The sequence below is a fragment of the Rhodococcus sp. MSC1_016 genome, assembly GCF_023667485.2.
Classification (GTDB): domain Bacteria; phylum Actinomycetota; class Actinomycetes; order Mycobacteriales; family Mycobacteriaceae; genus Rhodococcus_F; species Rhodococcus_F oxybenzonivorans.
Window position 1 is genome coordinate 1434819 of record NZ_JAMOZI020000001.1, and the last position, 21709, is coordinate 1456527.

At 67.7% G+C, this 21709-nt stretch carries 17 protein-coding genes; 9 read left to right on the plus strand and 8 right to left on the minus strand.

What is annotated here, in order from left to right:
* Window positions 1-2: 2 nt before the first annotated feature.
* Window positions 3-128 carry a hypothetical protein gene (locus L1080_RS06630; protein WP_268962526.1) on the minus strand — a complete coding sequence of 42 codons (126 nt, stop codon included), beginning with the start codon at window positions 126-128 and terminating at the stop codon, window positions 3-5.
* Between the two features lie 61 nt (window positions 129-189).
* Between L1080_RS06630 and yczR the strand changes: the two genes are divergently transcribed.
* Window positions 190-1635 (plus strand): MocR-like transcription factor YczR, encoded by a 1446-nt coding sequence (gene yczR, locus L1080_RS06635; RefSeq protein ID WP_250764792.1) that lies wholly within the window; start codon window positions 190-192, stop codon window positions 1633-1635.
* Between the two features lie 145 nt (window positions 1636-1780).
* Window positions 1781-3031, plus strand: a complete 1251-nt coding sequence (locus tag L1080_RS06640; RefSeq protein WP_250764790.1) for a lipase family protein — start codon at window positions 1781-1783, stop codon at window positions 3029-3031.
* 8 nt (window positions 3032-3039) lie between these two features.
* On the opposite strand, the gene L1080_RS06645 is transcribed toward L1080_RS06640, so the two are convergent.
* Together L1080_RS06645 and L1080_RS06650 are read right to left on the minus strand one after the other, a co-directional pair.
* A complete protein-coding gene (locus L1080_RS06645; RefSeq protein ID WP_250764788.1) occupies window positions 3040-3336 on the minus strand; it encodes an MGMT family protein in 297 nt (98 codons plus the stop codon).
* A complete protein-coding gene (locus L1080_RS06650) occupies window positions 3336-4112 on the minus strand; it encodes an alpha/beta fold hydrolase (RefSeq protein ID WP_250764781.1) in 777 nt (258 codons plus the stop codon). Before L1080_RS06650 ends, L1080_RS06645 begins: the two co-directional genes overlap by 1 nt.
* Before the next feature lie 63 nt (window positions 4113-4175).
* Between L1080_RS06650 and L1080_RS06655 the strand changes: the two genes are divergently transcribed.
* Both L1080_RS06655 and L1080_RS06660 read left to right on the plus strand, forming a co-directional pair.
* Window positions 4176-7475: an ATP-dependent helicase gene (locus L1080_RS06655; RefSeq protein ID WP_250764778.1), complete on the plus strand. Its 3300-nt coding sequence runs from the start codon at window positions 4176-4178 to the stop codon at window positions 7473-7475.
* Window positions 7472-10792 carry an ATP-dependent helicase gene (locus L1080_RS06660; RefSeq protein WP_250764773.1) on the plus strand — a complete coding sequence of 1107 codons (3321 nt, stop codon included), beginning with the start codon at window positions 7472-7474 and terminating at the stop codon, window positions 10790-10792. The genes L1080_RS06655 and L1080_RS06660 overlap by 4 nt, the downstream gene beginning before the upstream one ends.
* Here the strand turns inward: L1080_RS06660 and L1080_RS06665 are convergent.
* Window positions 10783-11181 (minus strand): DoxX family protein, encoded by a 399-nt coding sequence (locus L1080_RS06665; protein ID WP_250764769.1) that lies wholly within the window; start codon window positions 11179-11181, stop codon window positions 10783-10785. The two genes, L1080_RS06660 and L1080_RS06665, sit on opposite strands and share 10 nt — an antisense overlap.
* A 241-nt stretch (window positions 11182-11422) precedes the next feature.
* Between L1080_RS06665 and L1080_RS06670 the strand changes: the two genes are divergently transcribed.
* Together L1080_RS06670 and nudC are read left to right on the plus strand one after the other, a co-directional pair.
* On the plus strand, window positions 11423-12490 hold the full coding sequence (locus L1080_RS06670; protein ID WP_109331193.1) for a potassium channel family protein: 1068 nt from the start codon (window positions 11423-11425) through the stop codon (window positions 12488-12490).
* A 19-nt stretch (window positions 12491-12509) separates the two neighbouring features.
* Window positions 12510-13424, plus strand: a complete 915-nt coding sequence (nudC, locus tag L1080_RS06675) for an NAD(+) diphosphatase (RefSeq protein WP_250764766.1) — start codon at window positions 12510-12512, stop codon at window positions 13422-13424.
* Here nudC and L1080_RS06680 read toward each other — a convergent pair.
* Window positions 13421-13675: a mycoredoxin gene (locus L1080_RS06680; RefSeq protein ID WP_109331191.1), complete on the minus strand. Its 255-nt coding sequence runs from the start codon at window positions 13673-13675 to the stop codon at window positions 13421-13423. The two genes, nudC and L1080_RS06680, sit on opposite strands and share 4 nt — an antisense overlap.
* An 80-nt stretch (window positions 13676-13755) precedes the next feature.
* Here L1080_RS06680 and L1080_RS06685 point away from each other — a divergent pair, with 80 nt between their 5' ends.
* Both L1080_RS06685 and L1080_RS06690 read left to right on the plus strand, forming a co-directional pair.
* Window positions 13756-15891, plus strand: coding sequence for an ATP-dependent DNA helicase UvrD2 (locus L1080_RS06685; RefSeq protein ID WP_109331190.1), 2136 nt, complete (start codon window positions 13756-13758; stop codon window positions 15889-15891).
* A gap of 450 nt (window positions 15892-16341) precedes the next feature.
* On the plus strand, window positions 16342-16683 hold the full coding sequence (locus L1080_RS06690) for a WhiB family transcriptional regulator (RefSeq protein WP_284707313.1): 342 nt from the start codon (window positions 16342-16344) through the stop codon (window positions 16681-16683).
* 71 nt (window positions 16684-16754) lie between these two features.
* Here L1080_RS06690 and L1080_RS06695 read toward each other — a convergent pair whose 3' ends face one another.
* The 3 genes from L1080_RS06695 to L1080_RS06705 form a co-directional block, all read right to left on the minus strand.
* Window positions 16755-18098: an ABC1 kinase family protein gene (locus L1080_RS06695; RefSeq protein WP_109331188.1), complete on the minus strand. Its 1344-nt coding sequence runs from the start codon at window positions 18096-18098 to the stop codon at window positions 16755-16757.
* A gap of 7 nt (window positions 18099-18105) precedes the next feature.
* On the minus strand, window positions 18106-18999 hold the full coding sequence (locus L1080_RS06700) for a hypothetical protein (protein ID WP_250764763.1): 894 nt from the start codon (window positions 18997-18999) through the stop codon (window positions 18106-18108).
* 120 nt (window positions 19000-19119) lie between these two features.
* Window positions 19120-20547 (minus strand): zinc-dependent metalloprotease, encoded by a 1428-nt coding sequence (locus L1080_RS06705; protein WP_250764747.1) that lies wholly within the window; start codon window positions 20545-20547, stop codon window positions 19120-19122.
* Window positions 20548-20660: 113 nt separating this feature from the next.
* Between L1080_RS06705 and L1080_RS06710 the strand changes: the two genes are divergently transcribed.
* Window positions 20661-21683: a YlbL family protein gene (locus L1080_RS06710; protein ID WP_201453460.1), complete on the plus strand. Its 1023-nt coding sequence runs from the start codon at window positions 20661-20663 to the stop codon at window positions 21681-21683.
* The last annotated feature ends 26 nt before the right edge of the window (window positions 21684-21709 follow it).

Here is a 21709-nt window from a genome sequence, read left to right on the forward strand (position 1 = left end):
CCTCAGTCGCTGTGCAGGTGGCTGCGCGGAGGTCCGGCGAGCCCGGACCGCCCACCGTTCGTGGTGCTGACGCAGAGCCAGGCCACCGACGCCAGGCTGAGGGCCAAGAGGATTCCAATAACCAGCATGTATCGATTGTCGATGCAAAGTGGACCGCGATTTCCAGTCCTCTGTGGGAAAGTGGCCTGTATGAGTGGTGAACCGGTCCGAACCGTCTCGGCAGCCGAGTTGGCGGTGCTGCTCGGCGCGGCGCCCACCGGTGGGCAACCGCTGTACCGCGGACTCGCCGACGCCCTCCGCGAGAGGGTCGCCGACGGATCGATGGCCGTGGGAGTTCGGCTGCCCGCCGAACGGGCCCTCGCGGAGGAACTCCGGCTCAGCCGGGTGACCGTCAGTGCCGCGTATCGCGAACTGCGCGAGGCCGGTTGGGCATCGGCGCGACACGGATCAGGGACGTACGTGGCGATGCCCTCCGGTCCGCCGGCGTGGGGAAGCATGGTGGGTGCGCCCGTCGACGGTGTCATCGACCTCGTCAACGCCGCGCCGGCCGCGGCCCCTGAGCTCAGGGAGGCCTATCTGGACGCCGTCGACGAGCTGCCCCGTTTCATGCCTCAGCACGGTTACCACCCCGGTGGACTGACGACGCTGCGTGCGGCGATAGCAGGCCACTACACCCGCAGGGGTCGCCCGACCACCCCGGACCAGATCCTCGTCACCGGCGGCGCGGGTGATGCGACCGAAGTGGTGTTCGAGGCTTTGGTCGAGATGGGCGACCGGGTCCTGGTCGAACATCCGACCTATCCCGGCGCGGTCGAGTCCGTGCAGGCGGCGGGGGGCCGCCCTGTCCCTGTGCCGATCGATGCGAGGGATCCCGACGCCTTCGTCGCCGAGGCGGATCGCGCTGCCCGGCAGAGCGCTCCCACCGTGGCGTACCTGATGCCGGACTTCTCCAATCCGTCGGGAGCCAGGGCGACTCCCGACGGCAGGCGGCGGCTGGCCGCGACGATGGCCCACCACGGCGTGGTGACCGTCGTGGACGAGGTGGCGGCGGAACTCGTGCTGGACGGTTCGGGCGACCTCGAGCCGTTCGGTGTCCCGGTCCCGGAATCGGCGACCGTGGCGATCGGCAGCCTCAGCAAGACCGTGTGGGGAGGTATCCGCATCGGCTGGGTGCGCGCCGAGGCCGCCCGCACCGCGCAGATGGCGAAGATCATGGCGCGGAGACAGTTGTCGGTCTCCGTTCTCGACCAACTCGCCGCTGTGCGGCTGTTCGCCCAGCACGAAGGACTGGTGGTACGCCGTCGTCGCGAGTTGCGGGGGCAGCGTGACGCCCTCGCAGCGGCCGTCACCGAGCGGTTGCCGGCTTGGAGCTTCCAGCTGCCCTCGGGCGGGCTGTCGTTGTGGTGCCGCCTCCCGGCGGGGATCGGTTCGAGCGAACTCGTAGCAGCCGCACGCGCCAGGAATCTTCTGCTCGCGCCCGGACCCCGCTTCGGTACGGGTCATCTGTTCGACGACCACCAGCGACTCCCTTTCACCAGACCGGTCACCGAGTTGACCGCCGCCGTCGACGTGCTGGCCACCCTGGTGATGTCGGGCGAACCGCCGCTGTCCGCGGCGACAACCGTCGTAATCTGACTGCCCGGTCATGGCCGGAAAAAGATACCTGTGAACCGGAGTATCGGTCAGAGACCTGTTCGGTACCCGGAAAACCGGCGGGTCCTCCGCAACTGTCTGGCATAGTGATGGCCGCCGACCTGCTCGCCGGATTGTGGGGTTTCTCATGTGCTCGTTGATTCGTCGATCTCTGGGCGCCGCCGCCGCGGTCCTCGTTGCCGGCCTGGCCGTCACCCTCGCAAGTGCTGGCACCGGTGCAGCGCAGCCGCTGTTGCCGCCGCCCCCGGCGGCGGACGTAGCGTTTCCCATCCCGGACCCGGATCCGTTCTACCAGCCGACGCCGAACATCGCGGCGCGAGCGCCAGGCGACGTCCTGAAGGTGCGCCCGCTACCGCCGTCGTACTACTTCCCCGGCAGCGCGATGTGGGAGGTGCTTTTCCGGTCCACCGACTCGCAAGGGAACCCCATCGCGGCCAACACCACTTATGTACTCCCGGCGAATCACGCCCCCGACGGGCCCCTGGTGTCGTACCAGCACATCATCAATTCGCTCGGGCACAAGTGCAAGATCGTCACCGAGCTGTACACCAGCGACCCGCTCCATCAGATTCGTGAGGCTGCCGGCCTCAACATCGCGTTGGCACGGGGGTGGGCGGTGTCGCTGCCCGATCACCTGGGACCGCGGATGGCCTACGGCGCGGCGAAGCTGGGTGGCCAGATCACCCTCGACGGGATCCGGGCCGTGAAGCGGGTGCCGGAACTCCAGGTCACGAACAGCCCGGTCGGGTTGGGCGGATATTCCGGTGGGGGAATGGCCACCGCCTGGGCGGCTGCGCTGGCCCCCACGTACGCGCCGGAACTCGACATCGTCGGTGCGGCCATCGGTGGTGCACCGATGAATCTGGGGAAGATGGCCCAAGGTCTGGGTACCAATCCCCACCCTGCCTTCGGCCTTGCGATGGCCGCGGCGCTCGGGCTGGAACGTGAGTATCCCGACCGCATCGACGTCAGCGGCCAACTCAACGCTCAGGGCCGCTGGCTCAAGCAGATGATCGGCAACGGGTGCACCAACGAAATCATGCTGTTCGGCGTTGGCCGAAGCGCGGCGGAAATGACCGACAACAAGAACTTCATGGACAACCCCGAAGCCTGGAAGGTGATGGACGAGAACAGCGTCGAGCTGTATCCCGGCGTGCCGAAGGCGCCGATCTTCGAATGGCACAGCCCCACCGACGCCCTGATACCGGTGGACTCCATCGACAACACGCTCCGGCGCTACTGCGAAGCCGGAACACCCGTGCAGACGCTGCTCACTCCGACACCCGACCATCTGTCCGCGGCCGCTCTCGGGGTATTCCAGGGGCTGGACTGGATGGACGCTCGCTTCCGCGGGGATCCCCCTCCCAGCACCTGCTGAGCAGTCCGTCAGAACCGGTGGCGTGCCGCCGCGAGATCTACGCGGCCGTCCCGCACCGGCACGCCTTCGAGTTCCAGCTTCGCGATCTGGCGGTCCGCGAGATGCGCAGCCGGACGACCGCCGGCCCCCAGCACCCGGTGCCAGGGCAGATCCGCGGAATCGATGCGCATGATCCAGCCGACCGTCCGTGGGCTCGACAACCCGGCGGCTGTGGCGATGTCGCCGTAGGTCGCCACGCGGCCGGGAGGAATCGACGCGACCAGTTCGCGCACGCGTTCGACCTGCTCCTCGGTTGTGGCGGGCATCAGAGGAGCGTGCGGATGAGCTGAGCCACCTCGTCGGGCCGGGCCTGCGGGAGCATGTGGTCACAGTCGAGATCGACGGCGGTCAGCTGTTCACCCAGATGGTCGGTGAGGGCGCGTCGGAACTCGGGCGTGACATACGGCGGCTGCACCTTGGCCGCCTGAACGAGAACGGTGGGCAGGTTCGCCGGCGGAAGGACGGCGGGACGCGCTAGTTCGCCCCAAGCCGCGACGAGCGCCGGTACGGACATTCGCCAGTTGACCCGGCCGTTCGCGAGAGTGATCAGGTGCTCGGCGATCTCCGCTTCGAGTACCTCGGCGTCCACCTCACCCCAGGAACCGTGCATCTTCTCGGCACGTGCCTCGTCGACATCGGTGTAGTCGGGCGACGAGATCGTGTCGTCCGCCGCCGATCGCATCTTCTCGGGATCCAGCCCGATCGCCGGATCCAGCAGGAGAAGACCCCGGACCTGTTCGGGGAGTGCCCGGGCTAGGTGGAGAGCCAGCGCGCCGCCGAACGAGTGGCCCACGACCAGAACCGGACCCCGTGCGTGAGTACGCAAGGTGTCGATCACGCACGAGACGTGCGATTCGAAATTCCATGGCGGTGACCAGCTGGACCGGCCGTGACCGAGCAGGTCGGGCGCGATCCAGCGCGCGTCGGGGATGTGGTCGGTGGCCAGGGCCTGCCAGCGCTTGCCGTGACCGGTCACTCCGTGCAGAGCAAGGATCTCGGGACCGTCTTCGGCGCCGAACAGATAGGTATGCAGTGCTGACACGGGTCCATGATGCCGGATCGGGCCGACGGGCGAGATGTCGGACCGTTCTGATGGAATGCCCGCATGACGGATTCGACGGTGCGCACCAGGACGGCTGCTCCTCGTGCCCGGCTCGTGCACCGTCGTCGGCCCGAGCAAGCACCCCGGGTCTGGGACGAATCGACGAAGCGCGTCTTCGCCACCACTGCACCGGGTGTGGGCTGGAATCCCTGGCAGGTACTCGGCGGTCCGGGAACGGGCAAGACGTCACTGCTCGTCGACGTGGCTGTCGACCGCATTACCGGTGGAGAAGATCCCGAGCACGTGCTGGTCCTCACCCAGTCGCGGCGGGCGGCAGGCCGTCTGCGTGAGGAGATCACCGCGGCGCTGCTCGGACAGGGCGAACAGCACGGTGCCCGTGCCACGCGCGAACCACTCGTGCGGACCGTGCACTCCTATGCCTTCGCAGTCCTGCGACTCCAGGCGGCAGCACACGGAAACCCGCCGCCGCGCCTCATCACGGGCGCCGAACACGACGCGGTGCTGCGCGAGATGCTGCACGGCGACATCGCCGACGGCGCCCACCTCTGGCCGGAGCGGCTGCGTCCCGCCCTGGGGCTGGGGGGATTCGCGGTCGAGGTGCGGGATCTCATGCTGCGTGCGAGCGAACGTGGGCTCGGCCCGGAGGATCTCGTCGCGCTGGGGCGTCGGCACTCGCGACCCGAGTGGGTGGCTGCCGGAAAGTTTGCCGCGCGATACGAACACGGCATGCTGCTGCGAGGGGCGGTCGGTGTGGAGGCTCCCGAGGCCACGGCCCCCGCTCTCGACGCCGCCGAGCTCATCGGTGCCGCACTCACGGCCTTCGCCACCGACCCCGACCTCCTGCGGACGGAACGGGCACGCGTGCGCCACCTCCTGGTCGACGATGCTCAGCACCTCGATCCCCAGGCGGCGGAGCTGGTCCGCCTCGTGGGCACCGGTACCCGGACCACCGTCGTCGCAGGCGATCCGGACCAGTCGATCTACGGCTTCCGTGGAGCGGATCCCGCATTCCTGATCGGGCTCGCGGACAAGGGTGACGAGCGTCAGATCGTTCTTCCACTCAATTTCCGCAGCGCCTCCGAGGTGGCGGCGACGTCGGCACGCATCACTTCCCGGCTGCCCGGCCGGCTGCCCCACCGGACGTGGGTACCGTCGAACGACGGCGGCCGAACGTCCGTGCATGTACTGAGCACACCCGCCAAGGAAGCCGCGGTCATCGCCGACACCTTGCGCCGCGCGCATCTCCTGGACGGGATCCCGTGGTCCGACATGGCCGTCATCGTGCGCTCGGTGCCCCGTGCCCTGGCGCCGCTCCGGCGGGCACTTCTCGGTGCGGGAGTGCCCGTCACCACACCCGCGTCCGAGTTGCCGCTGGCCCGCAGGCACGGCGTGTCCGGTCTGATGCTGGTGCTCCGCGCGTTGTCGGGTGAGGAATTCACCGGTGAGGACGCGCTCGCTCTGCTCGCCGGACCGATCGGTGGGGCCGAACCAGTGGCTCTCCGACGGCTCCGGCGCGGTCTGCGTCGCGCAGAACTCGCCTCCGGCGGTGACCGCGACTCGGCAGAGTTGCTGCGCCTCATCCTGACCGGGGAGACCGGCAGTACCCGCAAGGTCGTCGCCAAACTCACCGATGTGGAGGCGGCCTCCCTCAACAGAGTGTTGTCCGTACTCCGCAAAGCGCGTGCGCAGCTCGACCGCGGACGCGGTGTCGAGGAGGTCCTGTGGGCTGCCTGGCAGGCGACGGGACTGGAACGACGCTGGGCGTCGGCGTCGGCGCGGGGCGGCCCCATCGGTGCGCAGGCAGACCGCGACCTCGACGCCGTGGTCGCCCTGTTCGACGCCGCCGCGGGGTATGTCGACCGGTTGCCGCGCGCTCAGCTCGCCGGATTCGTCGACTATCTCACCGGCCAGGCCATCCCGAGTTCGTCGCGAACCGCTTCGGTAGTGCCGAGTGACGCGGTGACGGTGCTGAGCGCGCATTCCGCGGCGGGTCGTGAGTGGGACGTGGTGGCGGTCGCAGGCGTGCAGGAGGGGTTGTGGCCGAGTCTGCGGACGCGCGGAAGCCTGCTCGGAACCGAGGCGCTGATCGACCTCGTCAGTGGAGTGTCCGACGGCACTGCGGAGGCGGCCGATCGGCTGTCGCGCACCGCACCGCTTCTCGCGGAAGAACGCCGTCTCTTCCTGGTCGCATGCAGCCGGGCACGGCGGAGTCTGCTGGTGACCGCCGTCGACTCTGCCGGGAGCGACACCGATCTCGTTCACTCCCGGTTCGTCGACGAACTACTCGTCGGCGCGGACGGCGCGGACGTCGCGGACGCGGTGGTACCGGTGACGGATCCGTCCACCCGGGTCCTTGCCCTGCCCGCACTCGTCGCCGAGTTGCGCGGAGTGGTGTGTGATCCTCGAGTGTCCCGAGACGACCCGGATCGGCAGCGCCGGGCTGCTCGTCAACTGGCCCGACTCGCCCGGGCCGGTGTCCGTGGCGCGCATCCGGACCAGTGGTACGGCACGGCCGAGCCCAGTACCGCAGTGGCGTTGTGGACGGAGGAGGACGGGCCGGTGTCGCTGTCACCGTCCACCGTGGACCTCCTCAATACCTGCCCGCTGCGCTGGCTACTCGAACGCCACGGCGGATCCGACGGCGACAACACGCACGCCATCGCGGGAACGCTCGTGCACACGCTGGTGCAGGCGCTCGCCGGGCGAATACCGGCGGATCAGGTGGAACGGGCCCTCGAAGACGCCTGGGACTCCATCGATCTGGGTTCACAGTGGTATTCGCGACGGGAACTCGCACGCACCCGGGACATGCTGGCCACGTTCACCGCATGGCTCGGCACTACACGGTCCGAGCTCACCGAGGTCGGTGTCGAGGTCGCCGTCGACGGTGTGCTGGAGCCGAGGGAGGAGGGTGCGCCGGCGATTCGACTGCGTGGACGCATCGACCGGCTCGAACGTGACGCCGAGGGCAGGCCCGTGATCGTCGACGTCAAGACCGCTCGTGCGCCCGTGAGCAAGGAGGACGCGCAGCAACACGCGCAGCTCGCGGCGTACCAGGTGGCGGCCGCCGTCGGTGCGATCGAGGGCGAACCGGCGTCGAAACCCGGCGGGGCCCGACTCGTGTTCGTGGCCAAGCCGCACAAGAAGGAGGGCGCTACGCAACGTGTGCAGGCGCCGTTGTCGGACGAGGACGTCGACACCTGGCTGGCCGTCATTTCCGCCGCGGCCGCCGCCACCAGGGGGCCACAGTTCCTTGCCCGCGTCAATGACGGTTGCCGGCACTGCCCGGTGCGGACGAGTTGCCCAGCGCACGACGAGGGCAGGCAGGTGACGTCCGAATGACAGCGCACATCGACCCGGTGGAACTCGCCATCGGACTCGGTCAGCACCCACCCACACCGGAACAGGCGGCGGTCATCGCCGCCCCGCTGGGGCCGACGCTGGTCGTCGCCGGCGCCGGAGCGGGAAAGACCGAGACGATGGCGGCGCGGGTGGTGTGGCTCGTCGCCAACGGATTCGTCGACCCGGAAGCGGTGCTGGGCCTCACCTTCACCCGCAAGGCTGCTCAGCAGCTCACCAGTCGAATCCGGAAAAGGCTTGCCCGGCTGGCGGGTTCGGATCTTCTTCGGCGAGTCGATCCCAGCGGCGAGCTGAGGTCGAAGCTCCTCGCTGGTGAGCCGGAGGTGAGCACCTATCACGCGTACGCCGGGCGGCTGCTGTCCGAGCACGGGCTGTTACTGCCCATCGAACCGTCGGCCACCTTGTTGTCGGAAACGGAACTGTGGCAGCTCGCTCATCGCGTGGTCAGTTCGTGGGACGGCGACCTCGACACCGACCGGAATCCGGCGTCGGTCACCGAGGCCGTGCTGGCGCTTTCCGGACAATTGGCAGAGCACCTCGTCGAACCCGAGGATCTTCGGGAGGCGCACACCGAACTCGACAAGCTTGTGCACACACTGCCGGCGGGACCGCGCCAGCGAGGCGGGCCGGGTAAGGAATTGCTCGACATTCTCGACACACAGCATCGGCGGGTGGAACTTCTTCCGCTGGTGCACCGCCTGGCGGAGACGCTCCGGCGGGAGGGCGCTCTCGACTTCGGCAGTCAGATGTCGCTCGCGGCACGTGTGGCGTCGGACCACCCCGAGGTGGGGCACGCCGAGCGTGCGCGCTTTCGGGTGGTGCTGCTCGACGAGTACCAGGACACCGGGCACTCCCAGCGTGTGTTGCTGTCGTCATTGTTCGGCGGCGGCCTCGACGGGCGGCTCGCCCTCACCGCGGTCGGTGACCCGATGCAGTCGATCTACGGTTGGCGTGGCGCGTCGGCGGCCAACCTTCCGAGGTTCGCCACCGATTTTCCGCTGCCCGACGGCACACCGGCGCCGACACTGGACTTGCTGACCAGTTGGCGGAACCCGCCCGAGGCGCTGGCGCTCGCCAACCTGGTCTCGGCGCCGCTACGGGAGCGGGGAGTGCAGGTCAGTACGCTGCGGGCGCGGCCTCAGGCTGTTCCGGGCGATGTGCGGCTCGCGTTGACCGGCGACGTGGCCGAGGAACGTGCGTGGGTTGCCGACCGTATCGCCGAGCAGTACGCGCAGGCCTCGAGCAGGGGAGAGGATCCACCGACTGCGGCGGTACTGATCCGGCGCAACGCCGACGCCGCCCCGATCGCGGAGGTGCTGCGCTCGCGCGGGCTTCCCGTCGAGGTGGTGGGCCTCGGTGGCCTGCTGCACACTCCCGAGGTGGCCGACGTGATCGCGATGCTGCGCGTGGTCGCCGACCCCATGGCAGGCAGCGCTGCGGTCCGGTTGCTGACGGGTGCGCGGTGGCAGATCGGGGCTGCAGACCTGACGGCGTTGTCCCGGCGAGCGAGGGAGCTGGCCATCGGAACCGGATACGGCACCGCCGGCGCCGTCACCGACTCCTCGGCACTGGCGGAGGCGGTCGAGGGCGCATTGCCCGGCGAACAGGCCGAGCAGGCCGGGATCGCCGACGCGTTGGCGGATCCCGGACCAGCCGAACGATATTCACCGGTGGGGTACGCGCGCATCACCGCAGTCGCAGCCGAGCTGGCATCCCTGCGTGAGCGGATCGGGCAGCCCCTCACCGAACTCGTGGCCGAGGTGGAACGGGTACTCGGCATCGGCATCGAGGCGCAGGCCCGGACCCGCACTGGCGCGGGAACAGGCGCAGGGCGCGAACACCTGGACGCCTTCGCGGATGTCGTTGCCGGATACGCCAGCCGGTCCTCGGCCACCATCACCGGATTGCTCGCGTTCCTTTCCGCGGCCGAATCCGTCGAAAAGGGATTGGCGCCCGGCGAAGTGGAGGTCGATCCGCACCGCGTCCAGGTGCTCACGGTGCACTCGGCGAAGGGGCTCGAATGGGAAGTGGTGGCGGTGCCCCATCTCACCGCAGGCGTGTTCCCGTCACGGACCGCGACCGGAACCTGGCTCGGCGCGCTCGGTGAATTGCCGCCGTCGTTGCGCGGCGACCGCGCGCGGATGGGAGAAGCCGCAGACGGCGTACCGGTTCTCGATCTCGAAAACCTGTACAGCCGCAAGGATCTCGAGGATGCGGTGAAGTCGCACAAGGCGGCCCTCGCGGCACGCAAACTCGACGAGGATCGCCGGCTCTTCTACGTTGCGCTCACGCGGACGGAGCGGGTGCTGTTCGCTTCCGGTCATCACTGGGCGGAGTCGGGCAGCGAACCGAAGGGCCCGTCCGAGTTCCTCACCGAACTCCGCGACTCGATCGCAGACGAGACACACGAGGGTCTCGGCGTCGTGGACGTATGGGCGCCCGCACCCGACCCCGAGGCGCAGAATCCGCTCACCCGAACCCCCAAAGCGGCAGCGTGGCCGCCGGACCCGCTAGGTCTGCGACGTGAGTCGGTCGAACACGGTGCTTCCCTGGTGCTCGCGGCGCTGACCGAAATCGGCGATGCGTCCCTGGAAGGCGAAGAAGACCCCGAGAACTGGGCGGCCGACGTCGACGCGCTCCTCGCTGAACGCGAAGCCCGCGCGCAGGCTCGCCTCGAAGTGGTTCTGCCTGCGCAGCTGTCGGTGAGTCAGCTGGTCGAACTCGAAGCGGACCCGGATGCGCTGGCTGCGCGGTTACGCAGGCCACTTCCGTATCCGCCGAACCCGCTGGCACGGCGAGGGACCGCGTTCCACGCCTGGGTGGAGCGCCGGTTCGGGGCGACCCGGCTGCTCGACCTCGACGAACTCCCGGGGGCGGCCGACACCGATGCAGGACCGGACACGGACCTGGTGACTTTGCAGGACGCATTCCTGCGTTCGTCGTGGGCTCATCGCAGTCCCATCGAGGTGGAGGTTCCGTTCGAGACGGCGGTGGCAGGGACGGTTCTGCGGGGGCGGATCGATGCGGTGTTCGCGGACCCGGACGGCGGGTGGACGGTGATCGACTGGAAGACCGGAGCGGAGCCGAGTGCCGACAAGGAGAAGGCAGTGGTGATGCAGCTCGCCGCGTATCGGCTTGCCTGGGCCGAGCTGATGGACGTACCCCTGGAGCGTGTGCGGGCCGCGTTCCACTACGTCCGCACAGGCCGCACGATCGCGCCGGACACCCTGCCGGACGCCGACGCTCTCGCCGGCCTCATCCGCACCGCCGGCGCGGACGAGGAAGCGCGTCAGGCCTGACGGCGCACTTTCAGGGCCTCGGTGACCAACGGGATCTGCAACGGAAGGCGCAGCAGCACACCAGTTTTCTGCAGGCGCGACGTCTCGGTGCTCTTCAGCCAGTCGACGGCCATCGAGATGTTGGCCGGATAAACCGCAAGGAAGAGAAGCGCGGCCAGTCCGCCGCCGAGCCGGCGGGTTCTCGGTACCACGAGCGCCGCACCCACCGCCAGTTCGGCCACACCGGACGCGTAGGTGTACGTCCGCGGGTCGCCTGGGAGTCGCTCGGGAACGATCGCGTCGAAGAACTTGGGGGTGACGAAGTGAAGCACGCCCATGCCGAGAAGCAGGGCGGCGAGTCGGAGCGCGGGCGTGCGGCCGGTCCGGGAAAGGGTGCTGTCACGTTGCATGACGACAGCTTGCCCGAATCACTCCCGGCACGACAGCGAGACGCCGCTGTGTCGATTGAGCGAGACGCCGCTGTGTCGATTGAGCGAGACGCCGCTGTGTCGATTGAGCGAGACGCCGCTGTGTCGATTGAGCGAGACGCCGCTGTGTCGATTGAGCGAGACGCCGCTGTGTCGATTCATGGAGAATCGGGGTTAGGCTGCCAGCCGATGTCGGAGTTCTGTGCCCAGTGGAGACGAATATATGGCCGGTAGGCTACGTGCGAGATTGAACAGGTCGGACACCTTGACGGACCGGCCGGACTTCGCACTGGTGGGTGTCCTCAGGATTCCCCAGTTGCAGACCAGTCCTGCGCGGGCGATCTACCGCCGAGTGGCGATCGCTCTCGCCGCTCTGGCCCTGGCCGTCCTGATCGTCTACATCGATCGCGCCGGGTATCGCGACGCCCAGGACAACGAGTTGTCACTGCTCGACTGCGTTTACTACGCCACGGTGTCGCTGTCGACGACGGGGTACGGCGACATCACCCCGTTCACGCCGTCGGCGCGACTGATCAACGTTCTGCTCATCACACCCCTTCGAATCTTCTTCCTCATCGTCCTGGTCGGTACGACTCTCTCCGCACTCACGGAGAGTTCCCGCCAGGCGTTCAAAATCCAGCGCTGGAGGCAGCACGTGCGCAACCACACGGTCGTGATCGGTTACGGAACCAAGGGGCGCACCGCGATCGACGCGATGCTCGGCGACGGGGTCACCCCGTCGGACATCGTCGTCGTCGACACCGATCAGGCGGTCCTCGAATCGGCGGCAAGCAAAGGGCTGGTCACCGTCCACGGTTCCGCCACCAAGTCGGATGTCCTGAGGTTGGCGGGGGCCCAGAATGCGGCGGCCATCATCGTGGCGGCCAACCGCGACGACACCGCCGTTCTCGTCACCTTGACGGCACGCGAGATCGCGCCGCAAGCGAAGATCGTCGCGGCCATTCGAGAGTCGGAGAACACCCACCTGCTGCGGCAGTCGGGCGCCGACTCGGTGGTGGTGTCCTCCGAGACCGCGGGCCGGCTGCTCGGTATCGCGACGACCACTCCCAGTGTCGTCGAGATGATGGAGGATCTGCTGACTCCGGAGGCCGGCTTCGCGATCGCCGAACGGGCAGTGGAACGCGACGAGATCGGCGGTTCACCGCGGCATCTCGCCGACATCGTCCTGGGTGTCGTCCGGGACGGGCGACTGGTGCGGGTCGGCTCCCCGGAGGTCGATTCGGTGGAGGAGAACGACCGGTTGCTGTACATCCGTAGGGTCGCTAATTGACCGGCAGTACTGTCGACGTGTGACTGCATTCCGGTTGAACGAAACCCCGCTCCTGTCGCGCTCCGCGGTCGGCCGCGCCGAAGAATTGCGTTCGGACACCGACGCCCTGCGAACGGGATGGCAGGATGCGGTACTTCTGCGGGTCAACCATCGCGGTCAGGTCCGTGTCGACGACGACGGCCTCGTGTTCGGAGCGGCAACCGAGCTCGGTCCGGAGCCCGTCCGCGGTGCGGTGTTTCTGGGCATCCGCAAGGACCGGCACGTCTGGGCGGTGCGCGTGCAGGCCATGACCGGCGAGCTGGCCGACCTACGCGTGGTTGGCGGAACGCTCGACGATGCGGATGCCGGCGTGCTGACCGGCGCGATCGCGATGTTGAACTGGCACGACAGTGCCGGTTTCAGCGCCCTCGACGGCGCTGCGTCGGAACCGACGATGTCGGGTTGGTCACGAATTTCGACCAGCACCGGGCATGAGGAGTTTCCGCGCACCGATCCCGCCGTCATCTGCCTCGTCCACGACGATGGAGACCGGGTGCTTCTGGCACGGCAACCCACATGGCCGCCGCGCCGGTTCTCGATTCTGGCCGGCTTCGTCGAGGCGGGGGAGTCGCTCGAGACGTGTGTGATGCGCGAGATCAAGGAAGAAGTGGGTCTCGAGGTCCGCGACGTGCAGTATCTCGGTAGTCAGCCGTGGCCGTTTCCGCGGTCCGTGATGATCGGCTTCTCTGCCGTCGGCGATCCCGACGCCGCGTTGATCTTCGCGGACGGCGAGATCGCCGAGGCTCGCTGGTTCACCCGCGACGAGGTGCGCAGTGCACTCGAGTTCGGTGACTGGGCATCCGACGGCGACGCACCCCTGCTGCTCCCCGGCTCGATTTCCATTGCCCGCGGAATGATCGAATCCTGGGTGGGAGCAGACGGGGCGAAGGCCTAGACCCCGAGTGCCTTCTTGACCTGGGACAGGGACGGGTTGGTCGCGGTGCTGCCGTCGGCGAACTTGACCGTGGGGACGACGTGGTTGCCACCGTTCACGCTACCGACGAACTCGGCCGAAGCCGGATCCTCCTCGATGTCGATCTCCACGTAGCCGATGCCGGACTCGTCCAGCTGCTTCTTCAAGCGGCGGCAGTAGCCACACCAGGTGGTGGAGTAGATGGTCAGGGCCTTGTTGTCTGTAGCAGTCACGGCGCATATAACACCACGGCCGAGTGAAGTGTTCCCATGCGGCTCTTCCACCGCTGCGCGGGGTGTCGGTTGTCCCTGCCATGATGGACGCCATGTCAGCAGGTGCCCCCGAGGTGACGAGTACCGGCCTCGATCCCGAACAGTCCGCGGCCGTCCTCGCGCCTCGTGGTCCGGTGTGCGTGCTGGCGGGCGCGGGCACGGGAAAGACGCGGACCATCACCCGAAGGATCGCCCACCTCGTCGCCAGCGGACACGTCGCGGCGGGACAGGTACTGGCGGTCACGTTCACGGCCCGGGCTGCGGGGGAGATGCGAGGCAGGCTGAGGAGCCTCGGAATCGGTGACGGTGGCACCCAGGTACAGGCGCGCACCTTCCACGCGGCCGCGCTGCGCCAGCTGAGGTACTTCTGGCCGCAGGTGGTCGGGGACACCGAATGGCGGCTGCTGGACCGAAAGTTCGCGGTGGTCTCCGCTGCGGCCGGCCGTGTCGGGTTGTCCACCAGTACCGAGAGTGTTCGGGACCTGGCAAGTGAGATCGAATGGGCCAAGGCGTCACTGATCGCGCCGGAGGACTATCCGCGCGCGGTGGCGAAGGTGCACCGCGAGGCGCCTGCCGACGCCGCCAAAGTGGCCGAGGTTTATCACGGTTACGAGCAACTCAAGGCTCGAGGCCAGGATGCGATGCTGCTCGACTTCGACGACCTCCTGCTGCACACCGCGGCCGCCCTGGAGGAGCATTCGGCGGTTGCCGAAGAGTTCCGGGACCGGTACCGGTGCTTCGTGGTCGACGAATACCAGGACGTGACGCCACTGCAGCAGCGGGTGCTCGATGCCTGGCTCGGCGAACGGGACGATCTCACGGTCGTCGGCGATGCCAACCAGACCATCTACTCGTTCACGGGCGCCACGCCCAACTATCTGCTCGACTTCTCGCGACGGTTCCCCGAAGCCACCGTTGTCCGCCTCGAGCGCGACTACCGGTCGACCCCCGAGGTGGTCTCGATGGCCAACCGGGTGATCGGCGCGGCGCGGGGCAGGATCGCTGGTACGCGGTTGCAGTTGATCGGCCAGCGGAAGTCGGGGCCCGAACCGACTTTCGCGGAGTTCGACGACGAGCCTGCCGAGGCCGCCGGAGTGGCCCGTGCGATCAAGCGGCTCATCGCCCGCGGAACGCCTGCCGCGGAGATCGCGGTGCTGTACCGGATCAACGCCCAGTCCGAGGTGCACGAGCAGGCCCTGACCAAGCTCGACATCCCGTATCAGGTCCGCGGCGGCGAGGGCTTCTTCACGCGGACCGAAGTTCGTCAGGCCGTATCAGCACTGCGTCAGGCGGCCGGTCGCGACGACCTGCCCGATGCGGTCGGTGCCGACCTCGTCACCCTGGTGCGTGCCGTGCTGGTGCCGCTGGGTTTGACCGACACGGAACCTTCCGGTGCGCAGGCCCGCGAGCGATGGTCCTCGCTGTCCGCGCTCGTCGCTCTCACGGAGGAACAGCTGGCGCAGGATCCCGATCTGACGCTCGACGGACTGCTCCGCGAACTCGGCCTTCGCGCGGAGGCGCGGCACCCACCAGTGGTACAGGGCGTCACGCTGGCCTCGTTGCATGCCGCGAAGGGACTCGAGTGGGACGCGGTGTTTCTGGTAGGTCTGACGGACGGCACCTTGCCGATTCAGCACGTGCTGGGCGATGCCAACTCGGCCCCCGACGAGGCCGCGATCGAGGAGGAGCGCAGGCTTCTCTATGTCGGGGTCACCCGCGCGCGCGAACACCTGCAGATGTCCTGGGCGCTCTCCCGCAACGAGGGCGGCCGCAAGAGCCGTCGGCGTTCCCGGTTCCTGCACGGGCTGATTCCGGAAGACTCGCCGGCGTCGCGCATCGCCGCTCCGCCCCAGAACGCGAAGAAGCGTCCGCGGTGCCGACTGTGCGGGAAGCCACTGATCGGTACCACGGCCACGATGCTCGGACGGTGTGAAGGCTGCCCGTCGAATGTGGATGTGGAACTGCTCGATTCGCTGAGGTCGTGGCGGCTCGAGAAGTCCAGGGAGTTGAAGGTGCCCGCGTATGTGGTGTTCAGCGACAACACGCTGACGGCGCTCGCCGAACAGCGCCCGCAGGACGACCGGGGACTTGTTGCGATCCCCGGGATCGGCGCCAAGAAGCTCGAACAGTTCGGTGAGGATGTGCTCGGTGTGATCAGGTCGAGCGGATCGCCATGACGGCCCTCCGTCCGCAGGCGAACAATAGGCGCATCGCCGCAGGTCAAAAATAGGTTGTGCGGATATGGAATTTTGCCTACTGTGGTTTCAGCGCACGGGGGGACTCGTGCAGTTCACATCGGTTCGACAAGAAATGGAGGTGGCCCCGACATGAAGTTCTACTCCGTACACAAGACGGCAGTCGCTGCCACCTCTGCGTTGCTCGGCATGAGCGCGACGGAGGCGGCACCGGCAATTGCCTGGTCGGCATCCCGTCGTCGTCCCGCAGCAGCAGCCGAGTCCGTGTCGCGGAGTTGTCGAGGAATTCCTCGCTAGAACACTCCCACCCGTCTTTCCAAGGCCACGGACCCGCATCGCGGACCGTGGCCTTCGTAGTTCGAGCACTTTCCTCGCTCGCAGCCTCGGCTCTGGTTCGCACCTTGTACATCGAACCGACAAACGACCGACGCACTGAGAGCAGAGGAGAACGACGTGTCTACCGTGACATGCCGAGGGGTATCCGAAACCTCAACCGCCACAAGCGGATTTGTTGACATTGTTTCCACCCGACGGGATCTGCCCTGCCGGGCCGACGATCCGGACCTGTGGTTCGCGGATTCCCCCACCCAACTGGAGCAGGCCAAGGCGCTGTGCGCGTCGTGTCCGATCCGGTTGCGCTGCCTCGATGCAGCGCTCGATCGGGGCGAGCCGTGGGGCGTCTGGGGCGGCGAAATCTTCGATCAGGGAGTCGTGGTCGCCCGTAAGCGTCCTCGCGGCCGCCCGCGCAAGGCGCAGACTCTGGTGTGTGCCTGACGACCGAGTGCATGACAACGGCGTCCGCCCGGGAACTCACACGAGTTGTCTGGGCGGACGCCTGACGTCGTTCAGCGGACGGTGGTGCCGTCGCCCTCCTGCGTCGGATCGTCGAATCCGGGTAGCCACCGCGTGAGGATCGCCATATAGGGTGCGTACGCATCGAGCTGAGCGCAGATACCTACCGAGCCGACGAGGACTCGGAAGATCATGAGGTACTCGGGTGGCAGACTCAGGGCTCGGGCCGTCCGGAACTGTGCGCTGTTGAAGTCCGTTGCGGTGCCGGCAGCCTTCTGTAGCCAGGCACGGGTGAAGTGGAAGGATTCGGTCCGAATCGGATCCGTCAGCGGACGCAGGTAGTCGGCGATCTCCTTGTCGGTTACTGTCCGACCGGGAAGAACGAATCCGTTGGCGTGCAGCAACTCCGTCAGCTCGTCGAACTGCTCGTGCAGTGCCAGACGCACCATCGTGCCGAGGACGGGAGGCAGGCCGTCGGGAAAGGGTGCGGCAGCGCCGAAGTCGATGACGCCGAGCCGACCGTCGCTGTGCAACATGAAGTTTCCCGGATGGGGATCACAGTGCAGCAGTCCGACCCGCGCGGGGGAGGCGAAGTGGAATTCGGCCAGCAGAGCACCCGCAGTGTTGCGTTCCTCGGGTGTTCCGTCGGCGATGATGGCCGAGAGCGGCTTCGCGGTCATCCACTCGCTCACTACCACCTTGGGGGAGCTGGCGACGACATGCGGGACCGCGAACTGCGGATCGCCGTCGTAGACCTTGGCGAACCGGCGCTGATTGTTCGCCTCGATGCGGTAGTCGAGTTCCTCTTCGGTGCGGGCAGTGAACTCGTCGATGACGGGACGCACGTCGACGCCGGGCATCACCGACGCAAAGAGACCCGCGAAACGTCCGAGGGTCTTGAGGTCTGCTCGCAGGGCCTCGTCGGCCCCCGGATACTGCACCTTGACGGCGACGTCCCGGCCGTCGGCCCACACGGCGCGATGTACCTGTCCGATGCTGGCCGAGGCGGTCGGCGTGTCGTCGAAGGACATGAACCGCTCACGCCATTTGGTACCGAGCTGCTGGTCCAGCATTCTGTGCACAGCGCGTGCAGGAAGGGGAGGAGCCTGCGCCTGAAGTTTGTTGAGCGACTCCCGGTAGGGTTCGGCGAACTCCTCGGGGATCGCCGCCTCCATCACACTGAGGGCTTGACCGAGCTTCATGGCCCCGCCCTTGAGTTCACCGAGTACGGCGAACAACTGCTCCGCTGCCCGTGCGCTCAGCTGCGCGTCGATCTCCACCCGGTCGCCGCCGGTCAGCTTCCTGCCGAACCCGACGGCGGCACGACCGGCGATCCCCAAGGGAATGCTCGCGAGTTTGGCGGTGCGGGCAGAACTCCTGCGGGGGATGTCGGACACTCCACCATCATGACGGAAGACGGCTCGATTCGCCCACAGCGGGTGCCAGGTACGCACAGCTGCAGGTCACCTGCCTCGGCCACCTTCGGGTCACCAGTCGGTGAGCGCCGAGGTCGATCTCGAGGGTCGCGTCGAGGCTGGCAGGTGCATGCCCGCGAGGAGAGGACAGGACGACCTCGAGTTGCCCCAGCGCCACGGCAGTGGTCGCCATGATGACCGCGGGGCTTGCATGCCCCACCGTGCCGAGGAGTTGTGCGGCCAGATGCGGCCAGTCCTGGTCGTAGGCCGAGCGAAGCAGATCAGCGCAGCGGAGACAGCTGGTGTGACCGGGGAGAACGAGGGGACCTACGACTCCTCGCCCGTCACGTACCCGCACGGGGAGGTGGGGGATCCCGCTGCGGACGAGATCGGCGACCAGTCGCGGCTCGGCAACCAGATCGTCGGCGAGCACGGCGCAGGTGGAGTTCCACCGTCGCACGTCGCCTTCTGCGGAATAGCGGGACGACCGCGAGACGCGGATGCCGGCATCGGTCAGTCCGGCCGAGACTGCGTCCGAGAGCGGTCCGCGACCGTGCACCCGAACCGTATGGGTCTCGGCGGCGTCGGGGGAGTCCGTGACGTCGAGCAGTCCTGCCCTGTCGAGGTCCCCGAGAAGCTTCGAGAAGTCGGTGGGCGACATACCGCTTTCGACCGCCGTCCAGAGCGCGTGCGGTCGTGAGGTCTTGCCGTCGAGTAGTCGGAGAATTGCCAGGAGTTGCTCAGTGAGGATTCCGGGCGGCGGCTCGAGGATCAGAGCACGCTCGGGATCCCAGCCGAACTGGACGCGGCCGTCGGGGCGGGTCAGTACCGCGATGCGAGGGTCGAGAGTGGGGCCGATGGGACGCGGATGCTGGACGGTCACACGCAGAGCGTGTCACGACGCATCCGCGCCCCTACCGGTCCGACGACGGTTATCCACAGGACGAAACGGTGGCTGACCTGCCAACTCTCGGCCGCACCGAAATTTCGGACACGGCGACTTTCAGGAGATCGGTTCGTCGCCCGCGCCGGAATCGCCGCGCTCGGCTTCCTCGGCTCGCTCGCGCGCCTCAGTCGCCTCGAGCTGCGCCATCGGATCGTCGAAGTTTCCGCTCTCCCCACCGCCGAGGACGCGATCGACGAACATGCCGGGATTGTCGAGGTCGGACGAGTCCGGCAGCAAGTCGGGGTGAGCCCAGACACCGTCGCGGGCGTCGATGGTGGACTCCGAGGTGAGACGGCTCCAGAGCTGGGCAGCCTCGCGCACCTTGCGGGGGCGTAGTTCGAGACCGACGAGGGTCGCGAATGTCTGCTCTGCCGGTCCACCGCTGGCACGTCGGCGCCGGAGTGTCTCGCTCAACGCCGCGACTCCGGGCAGGCGGTCGTTCAGTGCGGCGGACACGACCACCTCGACCCACCCCTCGATGAGGGCGAGGAGCGTTTCGAGACGCTCGAGGGCCTGCTTCTGCTCCGGCGTGGTCTGCGGTTCGAATGCGCCTTGCTGGAGGATGTTCTCGAGCTGCGAGGGGTCGGTCAGTGCGGACGGGTCGAGTCCCTTCGCCATGTCTTCGATGGCGGAGAAGTCCATGGTGATTCCGCGCGCGTACTCCTCGACGGTGGCGAGGAGTCGTTGCCGCAGCCACGGGACATGGCTGTAAAGGCGCTGGTAGGCGGCCTCCCGGGCGGCGAGGAAGACGAGTATCTCGCGGTCGGGCTGTTCGAGGCCCTTGCTGAACCTTTCCACGGCGGCGGGAAGAAGTGCTCCGGTACCGGCCGGGCCGAGGGGCAACCCGATGTCGGTGGAGGTCAGCACCTCTTTCGACAGCTGGCCGAGAGCCTGGCCCAACTGTGACCCGAACGCGAGACCCCCCATCTGGCTCATCATGCCGAGCATGGGCCCGGCCATCTGCTTCGCCTCTTCGGGTAACCCTTGCACCCACATTCCCGACACCTTCTCGGCGACGGGATCACACAGCCGCTTCCACGTGTCGAGGGTGTTGTCGAGCCAGTCGTTGGGCGTCCACGCGACGGTTCTCGTCGCTCCGGCAGGCAGGGTCGTCGCCGCATCCAGCCACAGTTCCGCGAGGCGCGACGCGTCGGCGATCGCCTCCGAATTACCCTTGGTGATCGGTGTGACCGACCCCATCTGCTGGCGCGCGAGCTTCTTCGCGATCTCGTAGTTGACCGGCCCGGTCTGCTCGCCCGAACCCATCGACGACCCCATGCCGCTCAGCATCTGACCGAATTGAGTGAGCATCTGGCCGAGGGCCGCCGGATCGAAATCACCCGAGGGGAAACCACCCGCCCCGAAACCGAAGTCCCCGGGGCCGCCCGCATTCTTGGCGCTGTCGGGCCCGGACTGGTCTCCCTTGTCCTTGTCACGGTCGGGATCGTCGTCGGAGTTCGAGAAGCCGAACGGCATATTGCTCATGACTCAACGGTACAAGGCCGACAGTCCCGGGGTCCCTCTCCGCGTCACGCTGACGGCGAACACGCCCGCGGTCGCGCGGGGTGACGGCGGCTGCGCGCTCTACCCTGGTCCAGGTGAATCGACGGATAGTGACACTCCTGGCTGCCCTTGCCCCGATCGTGGTGCTCGGAGTGCTGGGAACGGTCATCACGGTGCCCTATGTGGCCCTCGGTCCCGGCCCGACCTTCAACACGCTCGGCGAGGTGGACGGCGAAGAGGTGGTCGCCATCGAGGGGGCCGAGGTGGACGACACCACCGGACATCTCAACATGACCACCGTGGCAGTGCGCGACAACCTCAACGTGTTCGAGGCTTTCGGCCTGTGGGCCAGCGGGCGCCAGGGAATCGTTCCCCGCGAGGAGGTGTACCCGCCGGACAAGTCGAAGGACGAAGTGAAGCAGGAAAACGATGCAGACTTCCAGCAGTCCGAGAACAGCGCCGAACTGGCGGCCCTTCATTTTCTCGACAAGCCGGTGGTGCTCGAGATCGCCAAGGTCGGCGAGGACGGCCCGTCCAGGGACATCCTGAAGCAGGGCGACAGGCTCGTCAGTGTCGCGGGCACACCGGTGTCCACGGTAGGTGACGTCCAGCAAGCCGTGGCCGACACCGCGCCGCAGACGGAGGTGCCGGTCGTGGTGGTCCGCGACGGCGTCGAAACTTCCGTCCCGGTGGTCCTGGGCGCGCGCCCGGACGACGGGTCGAAAGGCTATCTGGGCATCACTCCGGAGGAGTCGCCGGACGTCCCGTTCACCGTCGACTTCAATCTCGCCGACGTCGGCGGCCCGTCGGCGGGACTGATGTTCGCGCTCGCGCTGATCGACAAACTCAGCCCGGGTGAACTGAACGGCGGCAAGTTCGTTGCGGGCACCGGCACGATCGACTCCGACGGAGACGTCGGGCCGATCGGCGGTATCAAGTACAAGCTGATCGCCGCGAGCGAGGCAGGCGCCGAGACGTTCCTCGTTCCCGCGATGAACTGCGACGAGGCGCGACAGGGTGCTCCCGACGGGCTGCGGTTGGTGAAGGTCGAGAACCTCGACGGGGCGGTCGACGCACTCGCGGCCGTCAACTCCGGAGCCGACGCCCCCCATTGCTGAGACCGGCCCGGCTAGTCGTCTGCTGA

What these genes read in the sequence shown, in the direction of transcription:
- L1080_RS06630 (WP_268962526.1), bottom strand. Translation starts at nt 128, where the DNA reads ATGCTGGTTATTGGAATCCTCTTGGCCCTCAGCCTGGCGTCGGTGGCC.
- yczR (WP_250764792.1), top strand. Translation starts at nt 190, where the DNA reads ATGAGTGGTGAACCGGTCCGAACCGTCTCGGCAGCCGAGTTGGCGGTG.
- L1080_RS06640 (WP_250764790.1), top strand. Translation starts at nt 1,781, where the DNA reads ATGTGCTCGTTGATTCGTCGATCTCTGGGCGCCGCCGCCGCGGTCCTC.
- L1080_RS06645 (WP_250764788.1), bottom strand. Translation starts at nt 3,336, where the DNA reads ATGCCCGCCACAACCGAGGAGCAGGTCGAACGCGTGCGCGAACTGGTC.
- L1080_RS06655 (WP_250764778.1), top strand. Translation starts at nt 4,176, where the DNA reads ATGACGGATTCGACGGTGCGCACCAGGACGGCTGCTCCTCGTGCCCGG.
- L1080_RS06660 (WP_250764773.1), top strand. Translation starts at nt 7,472, where the DNA reads ATGACAGCGCACATCGACCCGGTGGAACTCGCCATCGGACTCGGTCAG.
- L1080_RS06665 (WP_250764769.1), bottom strand. Translation starts at nt 11,181, where the DNA reads ATGCAACGTGACAGCACCCTTTCCCGGACCGGCCGCACGCCCGCGCTC.
- L1080_RS06670 (WP_109331193.1), top strand. Translation starts at nt 11,423, where the DNA reads ATGGCCGGTAGGCTACGTGCGAGATTGAACAGGTCGGACACCTTGACG.
- L1080_RS06685 (WP_109331190.1), top strand. Translation starts at nt 13,756, where the DNA reads ATGATGGACGCCATGTCAGCAGGTGCCCCCGAGGTGACGAGTACCGGC.
- L1080_RS06705 (WP_250764747.1), bottom strand. Translation starts at nt 20,547, where the DNA reads ATGAGCAATATGCCGTTCGGCTTCTCGAACTCCGACGACGATCCCGAC.